Annotated in this window: 13 protein-coding genes and 1 pseudogene; 9 read left to right on the top strand and 5 right to left on the bottom strand. The window is 53.6% G+C overall.

All coding sequences use genetic code 11. The features are described 5' to 3' along the window. The first annotated feature begins 6 nt into the window (after positions 1-6). The 5 genes from pgeF to ACQGQ5_RS10440 all read left to right on the top strand — a co-directional run bounded on the left by pgeF (position 7) and on the right by ACQGQ5_RS10440 (position 4,504). Complete coding sequence (gene pgeF / locus ACQGQ5_RS10460; RefSeq protein ID WP_455736448.1) at positions 7-849, top strand: peptidoglycan editing factor PgeF; 843 nt, start codon at positions 7-9, stop codon at positions 847-849. Next, a complete protein-coding gene (locus tag ACQGQ5_RS10455; RefSeq protein ID WP_455736447.1) occupies positions 846-1,745 on the top strand; it encodes a radical SAM protein in 900 nt (299 codons plus the stop codon). The genes pgeF and ACQGQ5_RS10455 overlap by 4 nt, the downstream gene beginning before the upstream one ends. 77 nt (positions 1,746-1,822) lie before the next feature. Then, on the top strand, positions 1,823-2,509 hold the full coding sequence (gene trhA / locus ACQGQ5_RS10450; RefSeq protein WP_455736446.1) for a PAQR family membrane homeostasis protein TrhA: 687 nt from the start codon (positions 1,823-1,825) through the stop codon (positions 2,507-2,509). A gap of 89 nt (positions 2,510-2,598) precedes the next feature. Then, positions 2,599-3,537 carry an alpha/beta fold hydrolase gene (locus tag ACQGQ5_RS10445; protein ID WP_455736445.1) on the top strand — a complete coding sequence of 313 codons (939 nt, stop codon included), beginning with the start codon at positions 2,599-2,601 and terminating at the stop codon, positions 3,535-3,537. 94 nt (positions 3,538-3,631) lie between these two features. After that, positions 3,632-4,504 (top strand): polysaccharide deacetylase family protein, encoded by an 873-nt coding sequence (locus ACQGQ5_RS10440; protein WP_455736444.1) that lies wholly within the window; start codon positions 3,632-3,634, stop codon positions 4,502-4,504. 3 nt (positions 4,505-4,507) lie between these two features. On the opposite strand, the gene ACQGQ5_RS10435 is transcribed toward ACQGQ5_RS10440, so the two are convergent. After that, positions 4,508-6,847 (bottom strand): HAD-IC family P-type ATPase, encoded by a 2,340-nt coding sequence (locus tag ACQGQ5_RS10435; protein ID WP_455736443.1) that lies wholly within the window; start codon positions 6,845-6,847, stop codon positions 4,508-4,510. Between the two features lie 288 nt (positions 6,848-7,135). Between ACQGQ5_RS10435 and ACQGQ5_RS10430 the strand changes: the two genes are divergently transcribed. Both ACQGQ5_RS10430 and mgtA read left to right on the top strand, forming a co-directional pair. Beyond that, positions 7,136-8,353: an O-antigen ligase family protein gene (locus tag ACQGQ5_RS10430; protein WP_455736442.1), complete on the top strand. Its 1,218-nt coding sequence runs from the start codon at positions 7,136-7,138 to the stop codon at positions 8,351-8,353. Positions 8,354-8,510: 157 nt separating this feature from the next. Then, positions 8,511-11,165 carry a magnesium-translocating P-type ATPase gene (mgtA, locus tag ACQGQ5_RS10425; protein ID WP_455736441.1) on the top strand — a complete coding sequence of 885 codons (2,655 nt, stop codon included), beginning with the start codon at positions 8,511-8,513 and terminating at the stop codon, positions 11,163-11,165. 44 nt (positions 11,166-11,209) lie between these two features. Here mgtA and ACQGQ5_RS10420 read toward each other — a convergent pair whose 3' ends face one another. Continuing rightward, the gene (locus ACQGQ5_RS10420) at positions 11,210-12,487 is read right to left on the bottom strand and encodes a glycosyl hydrolase family 18 protein (RefSeq protein ID WP_275714319.1); all 1,278 of its coding nucleotides are present in this window, start codon (positions 12,485-12,487) and stop codon (positions 11,210-11,212) included. A 217-nt stretch (positions 12,488-12,704) separates the two neighbouring features. Here ACQGQ5_RS10420 and ACQGQ5_RS10415 point away from each other — a divergent pair. Next, a pseudogene (locus ACQGQ5_RS10415) lies at positions 12,705-13,471 on the top strand (MerR family transcriptional regulator). A gap of 69 nt (positions 13,472-13,540) precedes the next feature. On the opposite strand, the gene ACQGQ5_RS10410 reads toward ACQGQ5_RS10415, so the two are convergent. Beyond that, the gene (locus ACQGQ5_RS10410) at positions 13,541-14,323 is read right to left on the bottom strand and encodes a DUF169 domain-containing protein (RefSeq protein ID WP_455736440.1); all 783 of its coding nucleotides are present in this window, start codon (positions 14,321-14,323) and stop codon (positions 13,541-13,543) included. Positions 14,324-14,539: 216 nt separating this feature from the next. Between ACQGQ5_RS10410 and ACQGQ5_RS10405 the strand changes: the two genes are divergently transcribed. Next, complete coding sequence (locus ACQGQ5_RS10405) at positions 14,540-15,250, top strand: hypothetical protein (protein ID WP_455736439.1); 711 nt, start codon at positions 14,540-14,542, stop codon at positions 15,248-15,250. Between the two features lie 16 nt (positions 15,251-15,266). On the opposite strand, the gene ACQGQ5_RS10400 is transcribed toward ACQGQ5_RS10405, so the two are convergent. Together ACQGQ5_RS10400 and dcd are read right to left on the bottom strand one after the other, a co-directional pair. Next, entirely contained in the window at positions 15,267-15,704 is a 438-nt protein-coding gene (locus tag ACQGQ5_RS10400) for a GNAT family N-acetyltransferase (RefSeq protein WP_455736438.1), read from the bottom strand. Next, entirely contained in the window at positions 15,679-16,254 is a 576-nt protein-coding gene (gene dcd / locus ACQGQ5_RS10395; RefSeq protein ID WP_455736437.1) for a dCTP deaminase, read from the bottom strand. The genes ACQGQ5_RS10400 and dcd overlap by 26 nt, the downstream gene beginning before the upstream one ends. Between the last annotated feature and the right edge of the window lie 131 nt (positions 16,255-16,385).

The raw sequence follows: 16,385 nt of genomic DNA, 5'->3' as shown, positions 1-16,385 counted from the left end.
GTCTTTATGAGTTGTAGCGTGAACAATATGAATCGGCGGGAAAGGGACGGCGTCGTCTTTCTGACCTTTCCCTCCTTTGAAAAATACAGCTTCGTCAGCCATGCCTTTTCCACGCGGACCGGCGGTGTGAGCGAAGGGGAATACGCTTCGATGAACCTGAATTTCGGACGGGGCGACAGCGACGAAAACGTGGTGCGGAATTTTCAGCGGTTCTGCTCCGCGGCGGGCTTCGATTACTCCACGCTGGTCGCGTCGGCCCAGGACCACCACACGGTTGTGCGCCGGGTGGGTCCGGAACACCGCGGAACGGGCGTCTGGAAGCCGAAGGACAGGAACAGCGTGGACGGACTGATCACCAATGAAATAAACGTGACCCTGACCACTTTTTACGCCGACTGCGTGCCGCTGTTCTTTCTCGACCCGGAACGCCGCGCGATCGGCCTTGCCCACGCGGGCTGGCGCGGTACCGTCGCCAAAATGGGGGCCGAAATGGTCAAAGCCATGGTCCGGGAGTTCGGCAGCAGCCCGAAGGAGCTCCTTGCCGCCGTCGGGCCGTCCATCGGCCCGTGCTGCTTTGAGGTGGACGCCCCCGTCTGCAGGGAATTTGCCGCGCTGACCGAAATCCGTCCGCACGAATTCATCGTTGAGAAGGGCGGGGGGAAATATACGGTCGATTTATGGGAGGCCAACCGGCGCCTCCTCATGGAAGCGGGCGTGCCCGCACAGAATATCGAGGTGGCGCGGCTCTGTACAAAATGCAACGCGCAGTGGCTCTGGTCCCACCGGGCCAGCGGGGGAAAACGCGGGGGTCTTGCCGCGATGATGTGCCTGAAGGGGGAAAAAGCATGACGACGGAGCGCTGTATGCTGTGCCCGCGCGCCTGCAAAGCCAGACGGACGGAAACCGAAGGGGCCGGGTTCTGCGGGCTGGGGACCGACCCCGTCGTCGCCCGCGCGGCGCTGCATTTCTGGGAGGAACCCTGTATCAGCGGAAAACGCGGCTCCGGCACGGTCTTTTTTACCGGCTGTTGCCTGAAATGCGTGTTCTGCCAGAATTACCGGATCAGCACCGAAAAGGCGGTGGGGAAAAGAGTCGGTGTGCGGGAGCTTGCGCGTATTTTCGACCGCCTTGCCGAACAGGGTGCGCACAACCTCAATCTGGTCAGCCCCACCCAGTTTGTCCCCGCCGTCATCGGGGCTTTGAAGCTCCGGAAATCCCGGATTCCCGTCGTGTACAATTCCGGCGGCTACGAAAGCCTGGAAACGCTGAGGCTGCTGGAGGGCCTGATCGATGTCTATCTTCCCGATCTGAAATACGCGGACGACCCGATCGCCCTGAAATATTCCGGCGCGCCGGACTACGCGGAACGCGCGAAGGCCTGCGTGCTGGAAATGGCGCGGCAGACCGGCCCGGCCCAATTTGACGACGAGGGGATGATGACGCGCGGCACGATCGTGCGGCACCTGATTCTGCCGGGCAATACGCGCAACTCCCTTGCCGTTCTGGACTGGCTGGGCGAAAATCTTCCGGACGGGGCACTTGTCAGCCTGATGGCGCAGTACGTGCCCTGCGGAAAAGCAGCGGATTACCCCGAAATCAACCGCAGAATCACAAAACGGGAATACCAAAAGGTTCAGGAGCATCTGTTCCGTTTGAATCTGGACGGCTTCGTGCAGGAAATGGAATCGGCGAACCGGAGCTTTATTCCTTCTTTTAATCTGGAAGGCGTTTCGGCAGGCTCTTGACAAACGGAAAGAGTCGTTGTAAACTGTTATATAGTTTTTAATACTACATAAAATAATTTATGATAGAAGTTGATATTATGAACGATAACAGTATAAATAAATCCGAATGGAGGACCGCACGCCGCAAGGAGCTGGAGCTTCCCAGCTACACCGTAGCGGAGGAAATGATCAACGCCGCCACGCACGGGGTCGGGGCCGGTCTTGCGATCGCCGGCCTTGTCGCGCTTCTGGTCAACGGGCGCCGCGATCCGCTGACGCTTGCCGCGGATTCCGTTTTCGGCGTAACCATGATCCTGCTGTATACGGTTTCCACGCTTTATCACGCGCTCGGAGTCTGCCCGGGAAAAAAAATCTGCCAGATACTCGACCACTGCACCATTTTTCTTTTGATCGCGGGAACCTACACGCCGATTTCGCTGCTGTGCTTCGGCGGGGTTACGGGCTGGGTCATGTTTTCGATTGTATGGACGGTGGCCGTTGTCGGCATCGTGCTCAACGCGATCGATCTCAAGCGCTTCAAAACGTTTTCCATGGTTTGCTATCTGGCCTTGGGGTGGCTCGTGATCTTCTTTTTCAAACCGCTGCTCACGCACCTTGATCCGGGCGCTATTTTCAACCTGATTGCCGGCGGCGTGTTTTACACAGTCGGCGCGGTGATTTACGGAGTGGGGAAAAAAGTTAAATATATGCACTCCGTGTGGCATTTGTTTGTGCTTGGGGGAACCATTTTTCATTATTTGGTCATTTATCATATTTCTGTATAAATTTGTTTACAAATCGTATCACATTTTCCTTTTTTTCTGCGATATAATGAATACACAGAATACAATCGCAGCATGGAGAGGTGACGCAATTGGATATTGTAGAAAGACAGATGTCTTTTGATTCCTGTGCGGATGACGAAAGGATTTTTGCACGGATTATGGAGCCTGCCGATCAGGCAGATGTCCGGGCCGTGCTGCAGATTTCCCATGGAATGGCGGAGCACAGCCTCCTTTACATGGATTTTGCCCGCCAAATGGCTGAAAAAGGCTACGCCGTGGCCATCAACGACCATCTGGGCCACGGAAAATCGGTTTCGGCCGGCGGTGAGTACGGTTATTTCGGCAAGGGCGGCTGCCAGAACCTTGTCAAAGACATGCATAAGCTGTATGCCCTGATGCGCAAGGATTATCCCGATGTGCCGTATGTGCTGATGGGACACAGCATGGGTTCTTTTCTGGCCCGTTCCTACGCCGCCCAATACGGTGAGGAGCTGGACGGGGCGATTTATATGGGCACCTGCGGCAGTCCCGGCCGGGGGGTGCTTACCGCCCAGAAACGGCTCGGCGACGCCATTGTCAAAAAGAAGGGTGAAAAAAGCCACGATCCGCTTTTCGCGAAGCTTTCCACCGTAAAATACAACAAGGCCTTTGCGCCGTTTATGACGCCGAACGACTGGATTTCGCGCGATGAGGCAGAGGTGGAAAGGTATACGAAAGACCCGCTCTGCGGGTTTGATCTGACCGTTTCCGGCTATCGGGATATCGTTTACCTGCAGGCCGAGATCAGCTCTTCCCGCTGGTTTAAGAAGATGCCGAAAATCCCCATTTTGCTGCTGTCGGGCGAAAAAGACCCCGTCGGAGATTTTGGCAAAGGGGTCAAACAGGTTGCGGCAAGGCTCAGGAGAACCGGCCACGACGTCCGCCTGATTTTATACCCCGGGGCGCGTCACGCGCTTCTGAGCGAAACCAATAAACAGGAAGTTTACGGGGAAATAGAAAACTTTCTTGTGTCCGTAACAAAAGGATAAACTCAAAAGGACAGGGCAAAGCGTCGGCTTTGCCCTGTCCTTTTGTGATATCTGCCGGCCGCGCTCCATATATTTCCATAGGAGGAGAATTCCTATGTTTGTAACTGTCCGCATGAACCGCAAGCTGTCCCTGATGTTATTCACCACGGCGGCCATTGTACTGATCATCGCTTTCGGCGCGGTGAACCCCGCCAAAGCGACGGATAACGGCAAGGGGATCAAGCTGCCTGTTCTGATGTATCACAGTATGCTGAAAGATAAATCCTATCAGGGCGTATATGTGATTTCACCGGATCTCTTTGAAAAAGATCTCCGGTATCTCCGGGAAAAAGGCTATACGGCGGTTGTCGTACAGGATTTGCTGGATTATGTAAATCAGAAGAAGCCGCTGCCGTCCAAGCCCGTCATGATCACGTTTGACGACGGGTACTACAACAATTATCTCTACGCCTATCCTCTTGTTGAAAAATACGATATGAAAATGGTGCTTTCCCCAATCGGCTACTATACCGACCTGTTTTCCGACAGCGTCAGCCCGGAGCACGCCAATTATTCACACTGCACCTGGGATGAGCTGAATGAGATGATCGCATCCGGCCGGGTGGAAATTCAGAACCATACCTATAATCTTCATGAAAATAAAAACGGCCGGCTCGGGGCCGGGATGAAACGGGGAGAAAGCGTCGGCAGCTACACCTCCCTTCTGACAGAGGACCTCAGCAAAATGCAGGGGGAAGTAAAAGAGCATACCGGCCATACTCCCAGCGCGTTTGTTTATCCGTTCGGCGCCATCAGCGGCGCGTCGGTACCGATTATCCGGAAGCTCGGCTTTCAGGCCAGCCTGACCTGCGAGAGTCGGATGAACTATATTACGGAGGATCCCGAATGCCTTTATGGCCTCGGCAGGTACCTCCGGCCCGGCAAAATGACGACGGAGGCCTACTTCCGGAAAATCAAACTGGAATGAGGCCTAATTCCCGATTTTTTTCATGATCACCTTTTCAATCATATGCAGGATGACGGTCATCAGGCTTGTGGCCACCAGGAACATGGGCACCAGCACCAGCACCATGGGCAGGGTCAGGTCCACCACGGCAAAAAACGACTGGAAGAAAACCAGCGCAATGATAAAAGCGGAGGCCATGACGGAAAATAACGCGGCATGCTTCAGGTTGAACGGCATGCAGACTTTAAATAGGGTCATCAGGCCGGTATATCCGGTAATGATCACGGCAAGCGTGGAGATTTGCTCCTGTGTAAAATTCAGGAAGCCGGAAAGAAGCACAAGCAGAACGATGTTCAGCGCCATTGTCAGCGCGCCCGGCAGCGCTTTTTTGATCACGTTGACAATAAACCTGCCCCGGATCCGTTCCCGGTTGGGTTCGAGCGCCAGGATAAACGACGGATATCCGATGGTTACGGCGTTAATCAGCGTAAACTGAATCGGCTGGAAAGGGTAGTCGCAGCTGCAAAAAATGAACAGCACCGCGATGATCGCGGAAAATATCGCTTTTACAAGAAACAGGGAGGCTGAGCGCTGCAGGTTGTTGATGGAGCGGCGCCCCTCGTTGACAATGCGGGGCATGCTTGCGAAATCCGAATCCAGAAGAACCACCTGCGAAACCGTTTTGGAAGCGTCGCTGCCGGAGGCCATCGCGATGCTGCAGTCGCTTTCCTTTAAGGCGAGCACGTCGTTCACGCCGTCGCCGGTCATGGCGACCGTGCGTCCCCGCCCTTTTAATGCTTTGATCAGGTCGAGCTTCTGCCGCGGCGTAACGCGCCCGAATACGGAGTATCTCGCCGACGCTTCCTTCAGCTCTTCATCGGTTTTCAGCGTGGTCGCGTCAATATAGCTGTCGGCCTTTCTCAGTCCGGCCTTTTTGGCGATATTGGCGACCGTGACCGCGTTGTCGCCGGAAATCACTTTCAGATCGACGCCTTGGGAAGAAAAATATTCCAGTGTCTTCTTTGCGTTCTTGCGGATTCTGTCGCTCAGGAGGATCAGCGCAAGGGGAGAGATGTCGGCGGGCAGTACGCCGCTGCCGTCCAGCGGATGTTTGCTGTGGGCCAGAAGCAGCACGCGCTGCCCCCGGGAGGAATATTTTTCAACCTCCGGCCTGATCTGCTCAAAGCCGTCCTTCAGGACAAACTCGCCCGCGCCCACAAGAAAGCTGCCCGCTTCCTGAAAGCTCGCCCCGCTCCATTTTCGGGCGGAAGAAAACGCGACCGTATTTGTGCATTTCCACGCGGGGGGCTTGCGGTCCAGCGCCTTCAGAGCGTTGGAGGTCGGATTGTCGTCATTGACCGCCTTCATCACCGCGGCGATCGCGTCCTCGGCCTCCTGACGGGAAATGTCGCACAGGGGGACAACGGCGTCCACCTGCATGGTTCCCTCCGTAATGGTCCCCGTTTTGTCCAGGCAGAGCGTATCGACGCGGGCGAGGGTCTCAATGGAATAGAGATCCTGCACCAATGCTTTGTGGCGGGCCAGGCGCAGCACGCTCACCGCCAGCACGACGCTGGTCAGAAGGACAAGCCCTTCCGGAATCATGCCGATCAGCGCGGCCACGGTGCTGACGACCGCGCGGTTGAAGGGTTGTCCCGAAATGTAGATTTGTTTGTAAAACAGCATCAAGCCGATCGGGATAATGGAAAACCCGGTGTATTTGATGATTTTATTGATCCATGTCATGATTTCGGAATTCGGCTTTTTCAGGTATTTGGCGCTTTGCGTAATTTTTGCCGCGTAATTTTCGGCTCCGATATGTTCGACCTTCGCAAGGCAGCTTCCGCTCCCGATAAAGCTTCCGCTCAGAAGATGGTCGCCGCTTTTTTTGACGATCAGGTCGGCTTCGCCCGTAATCAGCGCCTCGTTGACCTCGCATTCGCCGTCCGCGATCACACAGTCGGCGCAGACCTGATTTCCGGAGGAAAGCACCATCATATCGTCCAGCACCAGCTCGCTGACGGGAAGGTCCCGTTTGACGCCGCCGCGCAGAACATGCGCTTTCGGCGCGGCGATCAGCTTCAGCCGGTCGATCGTCTTTTTTGCCTTGATTTCCTGAATGGTCCCGATCAGGATGTTCGAAAAAATGACGCCCATAAACAACAGGTTCTTGTAGGAGCCCACCATTAAAATCAAGCCCGCGAGAATTGCATTTACTATATTGAAGGGCGTGATCAGGTTGCCGTGAATAATTTGTCCGACCGTTTTGGTTTTTATTTCCTCTGTGCCGTTTACCAGACCCTGCCGGCGCCGCGCTTCCGCTTCTTCTTCCGAAAGCCCGGAAATTTTGCTTGCATCCATCATGAATTTATCCCCGTCCGTGTATTAATCTTAATGAAATTCATTATACTATAGTCAGCCGCTTTTTTGTCATTGTAATAAATATTTGAAAAAAACTTCAAAATTTCGCAACAATTTCCGTCGAAATCACCAAATTGTGATTTGGTCAAGCGGGATATTCGATTGATAATTTACCTTGTTTCGTATTTGCATTATGAGTATAATTAAGCGGTATAAGATATCGTGGATGAATTGGGTCCACCGTTTAACAGTGTAGGAATATGTGAAGAAAGGGGTCTGGCCCTTATCAGCATGATAAACATTGATTTTCAGAAGACAAAGCTGCCTGTCCGGGATTTTGACAGTTTGCTCGTTTTGCTGCTGACAGTCTCTATTTTTACTCCCTTTTATTTCAGCGTTGCCGTAACCTGCGGGATCGCCGTGATGACGATGATGAACTGCAAAATAAGGACGAAAGCTTTTTCGTCTCCGTACTCCAAATATCTGCTCGGCTTTTTAATCATTCCTTTTTTTGTGTCCGCCACCTATAACAATTACTGGGGCATGCTCTATGCCATTGTGATTCTGGCCGCCGCGACCTGCGCCTTTTATGTCAGAAGCGTCATGACGCGCCGGCTTTTCGATCAGGTCATGGATGTGTCCTGTATTGCGAGTATCTGGTGCGCGCTGATCGCGGTTTTTCAGAAGATCACTGCTTACGGCGCCGCGCCCCGATACCGCCCGGTTTCCGCGTTCCACAACGCGAACTGCTACGGCATGATGATTGAATTTATTATCATTATTGCCATCTATCGGATTTTTACAAAAGCAAAGAACAAAAACTTTTATCTGGGCGTTATCGGCATCAACCTGGTCGGGCTTTATCTGTCGGCGAGCCTTTCGGCCTTCGTCGCCACCGCGTGCGCGGTTATGACCGTCCTGCTCTACAAGAGGAGATACAGGCTGGCGGCCGGTCTGGTGCTGCTTGCGGCTGCCTTTATTTCCGTCAGCCTTGTTTTTCCGTCGATTTTTCCAAGGGGGCTGGAAGCGATCGACAGCACCTGCGGACAGCGGATTTCAATTTGGACAACCGCGATCAAGGGGATTGTACGCCATCCGTTTTTGGGAACCGGGGCACTTTCCTATCAGATGATCTGTGAGCAGCTGGGCGGGTACAAAACCTACCATTGCCATAATCTGCTGTTGGACACCCTGTTGAATTTCGGCTTTATCGGGTTCGGCGCAATCGGCTTTTATGCGGCTATGCAGCTGAAACTGCTGGCTTTGCGGTTTAAGAACAATCTGGGCAGGGACCTGAATATTCTTGTCCTTGCCGCCGTCGTTGCAGTCTTCGTGCACGGCCTTACCGACGTTACGATTTTCTGGATCCAGACGGGGATGATGTTCCTGCTGATGTTCTCGTCGACGGGCATCGGGTCGGAGTGCCTGGAGCGCAGGCTGCGTCTGCCTTCGCTCGTTCCGGATTACGCCGAGGACGTCAAGGCACAGCCTGCCTACCTGAAAAACTGATTTTTCGGTTTGGTCTTGACTTATCGAAGAAAAGAGGCTATCATCTGCTTGTAGTTGAATAGTATGTGATAGCAATACGGTTTATTGTCCCCCTGCCTCACAAAATCCGGCAGGGGGATTTCTATGCTTGATTCATTTCTGAAAGAGAGGTGCAAAAATGAAAAAGAATAAATTGCAGGCAACCGGAATCAGCGCGCAGGCCATTGCGCAAAAGCTGGCGGAGTACTCCAGAATGGAGAAATACATGCTGCTCTCCGCCCTGAAAACGAGGGAAAAGGGACTGGACATTGTCGATGTGGAAATGTTTTCCGAAGAGTACAAAAGCAATGAGATTTCCCATGAAAAACCAAAGCCGTGGTACGTGCAGCTGATGAAAGCCTTTGTCAACCCGTTCACCCTCGTCCTGCTGATCATTGCCGCGATTTCCTTCCTGACGGAGGTGGTCCTCGCGAAGCCGGACGAAAAAAGCCCGGCGGCCGTGATCGTCATTCTTTTTCTGGTCCTGGTAAGCGGGGGGCTGCGCTTCTTTCAGGAATTCCGTTCCGGAAAGGAAGCGGAAGGGCTGAAATCCATGGTCAAGACGACCGCGACGGTGATCCGCCGCGAAAACGGCCGGGAAGAGATTCCGATGGCGGAGCTGCTGCCCGGCGATATCGTTGTGCTGTCCGGCGGCGACATGATTCCGGCGGACGTGCGGATTTTGAAGGCGAAGGATTTGTTCGTCAGCCAGTCCGCCCTGACCGGAGAAGCCGAACCGGTGGAGAAGTATCCGGAGCCGGATAAGGCCACGGAGGGGCACAACCTGTTCGATCTGCGGAATATCTGCTTTATGGGGACCAACGTTATCAGCGGCGCCGCTACCGCCGTTGTGCTCGCCACCGGAGATTTCACCTATTTCGGCAATATGGCCAGGGAGCTTTCGGGCGACCGCGCGCCCACCAGCTTTGACAAGGGCGTCAACGCCGTCAGCTATCTTCTGATCCGCTTCATGCTGGTGATGGTGCCGGTCGTCTTCCTGATCAACGGTATCACGAAGCACGACTGGATCGAAGCGCTGCTGTTTGCCATTTCGGTCGCCATCGGCCTGACGCCGGAGATGCTGCCGATGATCGTGACCACCAACCTTGCCAAGGGCGCCGTCAGTATGTCGCGCCAGAAGACGGTGGTCAAGCACCTGAATTCCATCCAAAATTTCGGCGCGATGGATATCCTCTGCACCGATAAAACCGGTACGCTGACGCGCGACGAGATCATTATCGAGCGCCATCTGAACGTGCAGGGAGAGGAAGACATCCGAGTCCTGAAGCACGCCTACCTGAACAGCTATTTCCAGACCGGGCTGAAAAATCTGATCGATCTGGCCGTCATTGAGAAGGCCGGAGAAGAGAGCATCACCTATCTGAACAACGAATACACAAAGGTCGATGAGATTCCGTTTGACTTTTCCCGCCGCAGAATGAGCGTCGTGCTGAAAAACAGAACCGGAGAGGCGCAGGTGATCACAAAGGGCGCCGTGGAAGAGGTCATGGAGATCTGTTCCTTCTGCGAATACGACGGGGAGGTTGTCCCGCTGACCGGTGAGCTGCGCCAACAGGTCGTGCGCATGACGGACGAGCTCAACGCACAGGGAATGAGAGTGATTGCGGTCGCGCAGAAAAAGAATCCGGCCGTGGAGGGTGTTTTCGGCGTCAAGGACGAAAGCGGCATGACGCTGATGGGCTATCTCGGCCTTTTGGACCCGCCGAAGGAATCCGCCGCCACCGCCATACGGGCCCTGAAGGAGTACGGGGTACAGGTCAAGGTGCTGACCGGCGACAATGAAGGGGTTACGCAGAAAATCTGCGGCGAGGTCGGCCTGCCGGTTGACAAAATCCTGCTGGGCTCCCAACTGGAGAAAATGAGCGAGGGCGAGCTCTTGAAGCAGGTGGAGGATACCACTGTTTTCGCGAAGCTTTCCCCCGTTCAGAAGGCGCGCGTTGTCGACGCGCTGCAGGAGCTGGGCCATACCGTCGGGTTTATGGGCGACGGCATCAATGACGCGCAGGCGCTGAGCAAGGCGGACGTCGGGATTTCCGTGGATACCGCGGTGGACATCGCCAAGGAGAGCGCCGACATCATCCTGCTGGAAAAAGACCTGATGGTCCTGGAGCACGGTGTGATTGAGGGAAGAAAAATATTCGGAAATATCATCAAATACATTAAGATGACGGCAAGCTCCAATTTTGGCAATATGCTTTCCATGCTTGTTGCCAGCGCATTCCTGCCGTTTCTGCCGATGATGCCGGTACAGATTCTGGTGCTGAACCTTCTGTACAACATTTCCCAGATTTCCATCCCGTGGGACAATATGGATGAGGACTACCTGCGCGTGCCGCGCAAATGGGAGGCTTCGAGCATCGGCAAATTCATGATCTTTATCGGACCGGTCAGCTCCGTGTTCGATATTGCGACTTATTTGCTGATGTGGTTTGTGTTCGGCTGCAATACGGCCTCCAATCCGGCGCTGGTCGCGCTGTTCAACGCCGGCTGGTTTGTGGAAAGCCTGATCTCGCAGACGCTGATCGTCCACCTGATCCGCACGCCGAAGCTGCCGTTTATCCAGAGCCGCGCGGCTTCTCCCGTTGTCCTTCTGACTACGGTGATTATGGCGATCGGCGTAGCGATCCCGTTTACGCCGCTCGGCGAATATCTTGGGCTGGCGGCTCTGCCGCTTCCCTATTTCGGCTGGCTGGCGGTGATTGTACTGGGATATACCCTGTTTGCGCAGATCGTCAAGTCCCTCTATATCAGAAAAAACCGTTCATGGCTGTAACGGAAAGAAGGGCCTGAGCATCCCGCTCAGGCCCTTCTTTCTGCTTATCTTACTTTTCTGACATTGTACATGGAGTTCAGCACGATCCAGTTCTGGGGGAAGAAACTGTTGATGGTCCAGTAGCTGACACCTCCCAGATTGTATTGATCCACCAGCCTGAGCTTTGCCTGAATGCTTCGGGCATCCTCGAACCAGACGACGTGCTGTTTTCCGTTTTCATAGTAATTGAAGAAGGGGGACTGTGCCTCCTCGTCGAACATGATCTGCGCGCCCACTCTGGACGCGAGGCTGACGGCGCCGGGGTTGGTCAGGGAGCGGGCGGCGCTGCCCTGAACGAAGGGCAGCGTCCAGTCGTAGCCGTAATTGGGAATCCCCATCAGGATCTTTTTGCTGGGAATGACGGAAACGGCGTATTGCAGCACGTTCTCCACCAGATTGACCGGGGCGACCGCGCGGGGCGGCCCATAGGTGTAGCCCCATTCGTAGGTCATCAGGATGACGTGGTCCACCAGGGTGCCGTGCGCGGCATAGTCGTGCGCCTCGTACAGCAGCCCCGTCTGTCCCTCGCTGGTTTTCGGCGCGAGAGCGGTGGTAACGATATAGCCCAGCGGACGCAGCCTGTCGACGACCTTTTTGATAAAGCTGTTATAGTTGTTCTTATCATTTGGAAAGATATATTCAAAATCGATATCCAGCCCGTAATATTGTTTTGCGTTCAGCGTCCTTACGATATTTTCCAAAAGGGTATTCTGAATATCCGGATTCGCCAGAATGGTATGGGCCAGATCACTGTTAAAGCTGGCTCCCTCCTGAATGTTGGTAATGACCATCATGGGACCGACATTCTGATTCCATGCGGCCTGAATCAGCGGGGTATCCTGTATGGGGGCCAGACTGCCGTCCGGACGGACCTGATAGCTGAAAATGCTGAGATAGGTGAGATGGGGCAGGGTGTTTTCGAGCGTAGTGGTGTTGATGTTTGGGAAAGCGTATCCGTTTACATCGATGGTTCCCAGCTTTTCGGTGGAAAGAGGAATCGTAATGACCTGGCCTGCCCTGATTCTGGAGGGGTCGGTGATAGAGGGATTCGCGCTCAGAATGCGGAACACCGTGGTGTCGTAGCGCCGGGCAATGGAATACAGCGACTCTCCGGAAGCCACGGTGTGGTCGACACTGTCCGCGTCCACCACAATCGCCTGCCCGATCATCAGCCGTTCCGTATTTTCCAGGCTGTTGTCGGCAATGATTTTCTGTATGGAAACGCCGTAGCGTCTGGAGAGGGAATAGATGCTGTCCCCCTGCCGCACGATATGTATCACCAAATCCATCACACCTTTTCCTTATAAAATGGCGGTAAGCGGCTGTCCTTTCTTTGCACAGAACCGCTTTCTACCAGTATATGAGAGGAGATTCCGGCGTATTCCTGCCCAAAAAAGAACACAGCGGTAAAAGCAAAAATAAAAAATCGACTGGAAAAAACAGGCTATTGACATTGACGCAACGGAAAGGTGTATGATCTTTTTGCAGGGAGGGGATTTCATGGAATACACGATTCAGAAGCTGGCGCGGCTGTCGGGTGTCAGCACACGTACGCTGCGGTACTATGATGAGATCAATCTTCTCAAGCCGGCGAGGATCAACTCATCCGGATACCGTATCTACGGGCAGGATCAGGTCGACCGCCTGCAGCAGATCCTGTTTTACCGTGAGCTGGACGTCAGCCTGGAGGAAATAGGGAAGATCCTCAGCGCACCGGATTTTGCCGTGAAGGACGCGCTGGGTTCCCACCGTGAGAAGCTCCTTGCCAAAAGGGTGCGGCTCGACGCGCTCATCGCCAATGTGGAAAAAACACTGGCTTACGCGAAAGGAGAGACAGATATGGCCGATCAGGAAAAATTTGAAGGCTTTAAGCAGAAGCTCGTTGACGAAAACGAACGGAAATATGGAGCGGAAATCTGTGAGAAGTACGGAGAAGAAGCGGTAGACAGAACCAACCGGAAGCTGAAGAATATGACGCGGGAAGAGTACGGCCGGGTTACCGCCCTGGGTGAGGAAATCATGCAGACGCTTCTCAGCGCCTACCGGACGGGGGACCCCGCCGGGAGCTTGCGCAGCGGGCGGCGGACCTGCACCGTCAGTGGCTGACCTTCTATTGGGACAGCTACAGCAGGGAAGCGCACGCCGGGGTCGCGCAGATGTATGTGGACGATCCGCGCTTCACCGCCTATTATGACAAGCACCAGCCAGGGCTGGCCGCGTTTCTGCGTGACGCGGTTCTCGTCTACACCGGCACAAAAAGCGAATAAGCGTAAAAGGAAAGCGGCGGGCAGGATAAAATCCTGTCCGCCGCCTGTCTGTAGATAGAATGATCTGTGTTATTGGTTTCTCTCCAATACCTTCGCCCAGGTCGCGCCCTGCAAGAAACTGCCCTCCGCGTTGTTTTCCATCTGCAAAAACATCTGATAGGGGACGGCAAACGAGAGCAGGTCCTTATCGATGTATTTTCTCGCAGAGATATCCGTCATGCCGATAATCGCGCTGGGATGTTCCTTTTTTGCCTGGGCAAACGGCAGGATGCACACGCTGTGGCATCCGGCGCCGAAGGGGGCGATCACGGTTTCCGTTTCCCCGGCTTCCCTGTCGTAGTGGGCCAGGACGATCAGCGCGGAAAGCTGGTCCGGATTTGCCAGGAATACGACGTCCTCGGGCGTTTCGTTCCCGTCCACCTGTTCCAGCGGCTGAAACAGGACGTATTCGGTCGGGACGTCCGTCATAGGCAGGGAATCGATGAACTTTTTTGCCAGTTCCGGGGTCTTATAATATCTTTCCCCTATATCCAGCGGGGTGGAGGTGTGAAAATTTTTGGCGGCCTCGCTGCGGGCAAATTCCTGATTGCCCGTCGAAAGGTAATACTCGATTCCGCCGGGAAATTTGGTGTACTGGTTGCCAAAGCCAAGCCCGGTCCCCCCGCCCAGACAGCCGAACGTCTGACGGTCAAAAGCGGCGGTTCTTCCTTTCGCCGCGGACATCAGCATTGCCGCCACGCAGCCGTGACGGCCCTGCGCGAACTGCAGGGCGCCTTCCGGCTTGCTGTCGGAAAAAAGAACGGCTACGGGCGAGTAACGAAGGTTGACGGCGTTTGCAATTTTGCTCTCCATGATTCTGATCTCCTTTGTTCTTTATTGAGGTTGTCTTTTCTCTTTGCAGCCCTTTTATCGTGAGGGGAATTTTGTTTTTCAGTATTTTGAAACATCATTTGTATAAGAGGACTCCTGTAACCGTCGTTACGAACCTGTAACTGGAAACTTTTGGAACCGAGGCCTATAATGGAACAAGCAAAATCGAACTTGCATGATGAAAAGGGGTATTGATTAATGAAAAAACGGATGGTTTTTTGGATCGGAATGGCGATACTGACCGCGCTTGCCGGGTGCGGCACGGAAATCCGCGCGGCATCCGCCGCACAGAGCGCACCGGAAAGCGTATCTTCCGGGGAAGCGTCTGTCCGTACGGTTTCCGCGGAATACAAAAAGGGCGATACGGAGATCACAGCGGGATACCCGCAATTTGACGGAAAAGAATATGCCGGAGTCAATGCGCAGCTGAAAAAAGAAGCGCTCAGCACCATGGACAACGTAAAGGCGCATGAGGACGCGGCGGGGATCATGGCCGAAACAGCCGGACGTGTGGAATTCAGTTCCAAGGATTTTGTCAGCGCGGCGTTTGAGACTTCTTTTTTGAAAAAAGGGAATCCTCATACGTTCCGATCGGTTCGCACAGTGAATTACGATCTGAAAGCGGATCAGGCGGTTATGGAACAGGACCTGATTGTGAATAATGACGCTTTGTACAAAGCGGCGGACGAGGCCGTAAAAAAGCAGCTTTCCCACGAACTTCAGACGTATTTTACTCCTCAGGTTTTAAAGGACAGTCTGGACCAGTCCCAACTCTGTTTCAAAAAGGACGGAATCGTCGTGAATTTCACTGTGAGCACGCCGGACGACCATGCCGAAATTTTGATTCCGTATGCCGAAACACTGGGATTCCGCACGGACAGTTCCGTTTGGAGCAATTTTGCGGCGTGACGGAAACTGCCGGAATTTATATTTCCAGCATCATCAGAATATGGGGAATTCCGTCCTCAAGGAATTCCTCTGAAATTTGCCGGAACCCCGCTTTTTCGTAAAGCGACCATGCGTAGGTTTGCGCTTCGATTTTGATTTTTTTGGCTCCCATTACCCTTTTGGCTGTTTCTATTCCCGCGGAGAGGATCTGTGTCCCCAATCCGCAGCGGCGTTTGCGCGCTACGACGCGTCCGATCGCCACTTCGTCAAATGCCGCACCCGCATCGAGAACCCGCAGATATGCCTGAATTCCTTCGTCGTCTTTTAAGTATACGTGATAAGCCGACTGATCCAGATCATCCATTTCGTGATAGGGACAATTCTGCTCTACAACAAACACATCGACGCGGAGTTTCAGAATATCGTACAGCTCATCCAGCGTCAGTTCCTTAAATTTCTTTGTTACAAGTTCCATAATCGTTCTTCTCCCCGTTTCTTTCTTTATCCAGAAACACTTTTGAACCGGTAGCGCCTTTTTGCCCCTGATATTTCCCCTGATAGGGCTTGAGGGCGATACCGTCCATCTGGGCAAATACCAGCTGTCCCACTCTCCAGCCGGACTGCAGCTCGATCGCGCAGCGGTTTGCGTTAAATAATTCAAGGGTGATCTCTCCCTCGAAGCCGGGGTCCACCCATCCGGCGTTCTGGATAAACAGGCCCATTCTTCCAAGGGAGCTTCTGCCCTCGACAAACGCGGTCAGGTCATCGGGCATTACGAAATACTCCAATGTGGTGGCAAGGACAAACTGCCCGGGGAGGAGAAGATATTTATCCGTCTGAATGGTTTTATATCGGATTTCATTTTGTAAGGTAATGATTCCGTCGGGGGAGTCTTCCACAATACTGAATGTGTTTCCAAGACGGATATCTACGCTTGCGGGCTGTATCTGTTCTTCCCCGATCGGTTCTATCAATAATGTTTTTTCCTTTAGCATTTTAATAATGGTTTTATCCGATAAAATCATAGTGAAATCCTTTCTTTGCATTTTATAAGCAACGTACTTGTAAGTATTATATCAGCCGAAGGCCCGAAACGCAAAAGAACCTAAACCCGGGATACTTGCGCCGCATGTCGGGTGTCTGACGCAGTCAGCCG

The organism is Caproiciproducens sp. (assembly GCF_053840905.1).
The sequence above is the reverse complement of the archived record's forward strand: the minus strand, read 5'-3'. Positions and strand labels throughout refer to the sequence as shown.

What these genes read in the sequence shown, in the direction of transcription:
- ACQGQ5_RS10405 (WP_455736439.1), top strand. Translation starts at nt 14,540, where the DNA reads ATGAAAAAACGGATGGTTTTTTGGATCGGAATGGCGATACTGACCGCG.
- ACQGQ5_RS10400 (WP_455736438.1), bottom strand. Translation starts at nt 15,704, where the DNA reads ATGGAACTTGTAACAAAGAAATTTAAGGAACTGACGCTGGATGAGCTG.
- dcd (WP_455736437.1), bottom strand. Translation starts at nt 16,254, where the DNA reads ATGATTTTATCGGATAAAACCATTATTAAAATGCTAAAGGAAAAAACA.
- trhA (WP_455736446.1), top strand. Translation starts at nt 1,823, where the DNA reads ATGAACGATAACAGTATAAATAAATCCGAATGGAGGACCGCACGCCGC.
- ACQGQ5_RS10430 (WP_455736442.1), top strand. Translation starts at nt 7,136, where the DNA reads ATGATAAACATTGATTTTCAGAAGACAAAGCTGCCTGTCCGGGATTTT.
- ACQGQ5_RS10410 (WP_455736440.1), bottom strand. Translation starts at nt 14,323, where the DNA reads ATGGAGAGCAAAATTGCAAACGCCGTCAACCTTCGTTACTCGCCCGTA.
- ACQGQ5_RS10435 (WP_455736443.1), bottom strand. Translation starts at nt 6,847, where the DNA reads ATGATGGATGCAAGCAAAATTTCCGGGCTTTCGGAAGAAGAAGCGGAA.
- ACQGQ5_RS10455 (WP_455736447.1), top strand. Translation starts at nt 846, where the DNA reads ATGACGACGGAGCGCTGTATGCTGTGCCCGCGCGCCTGCAAAGCCAGA.
- mgtA (WP_455736441.1), top strand. Translation starts at nt 8,511, where the DNA reads ATGAAAAAGAATAAATTGCAGGCAACCGGAATCAGCGCGCAGGCCATT.
- ACQGQ5_RS10440 (WP_455736444.1), top strand. Translation starts at nt 3,632, where the DNA reads ATGTTTGTAACTGTCCGCATGAACCGCAAGCTGTCCCTGATGTTATTC.
- pgeF (WP_455736448.1), top strand. Translation starts at nt 7, where the DNA reads ATGAGTTGTAGCGTGAACAATATGAATCGGCGGGAAAGGGACGGCGTC.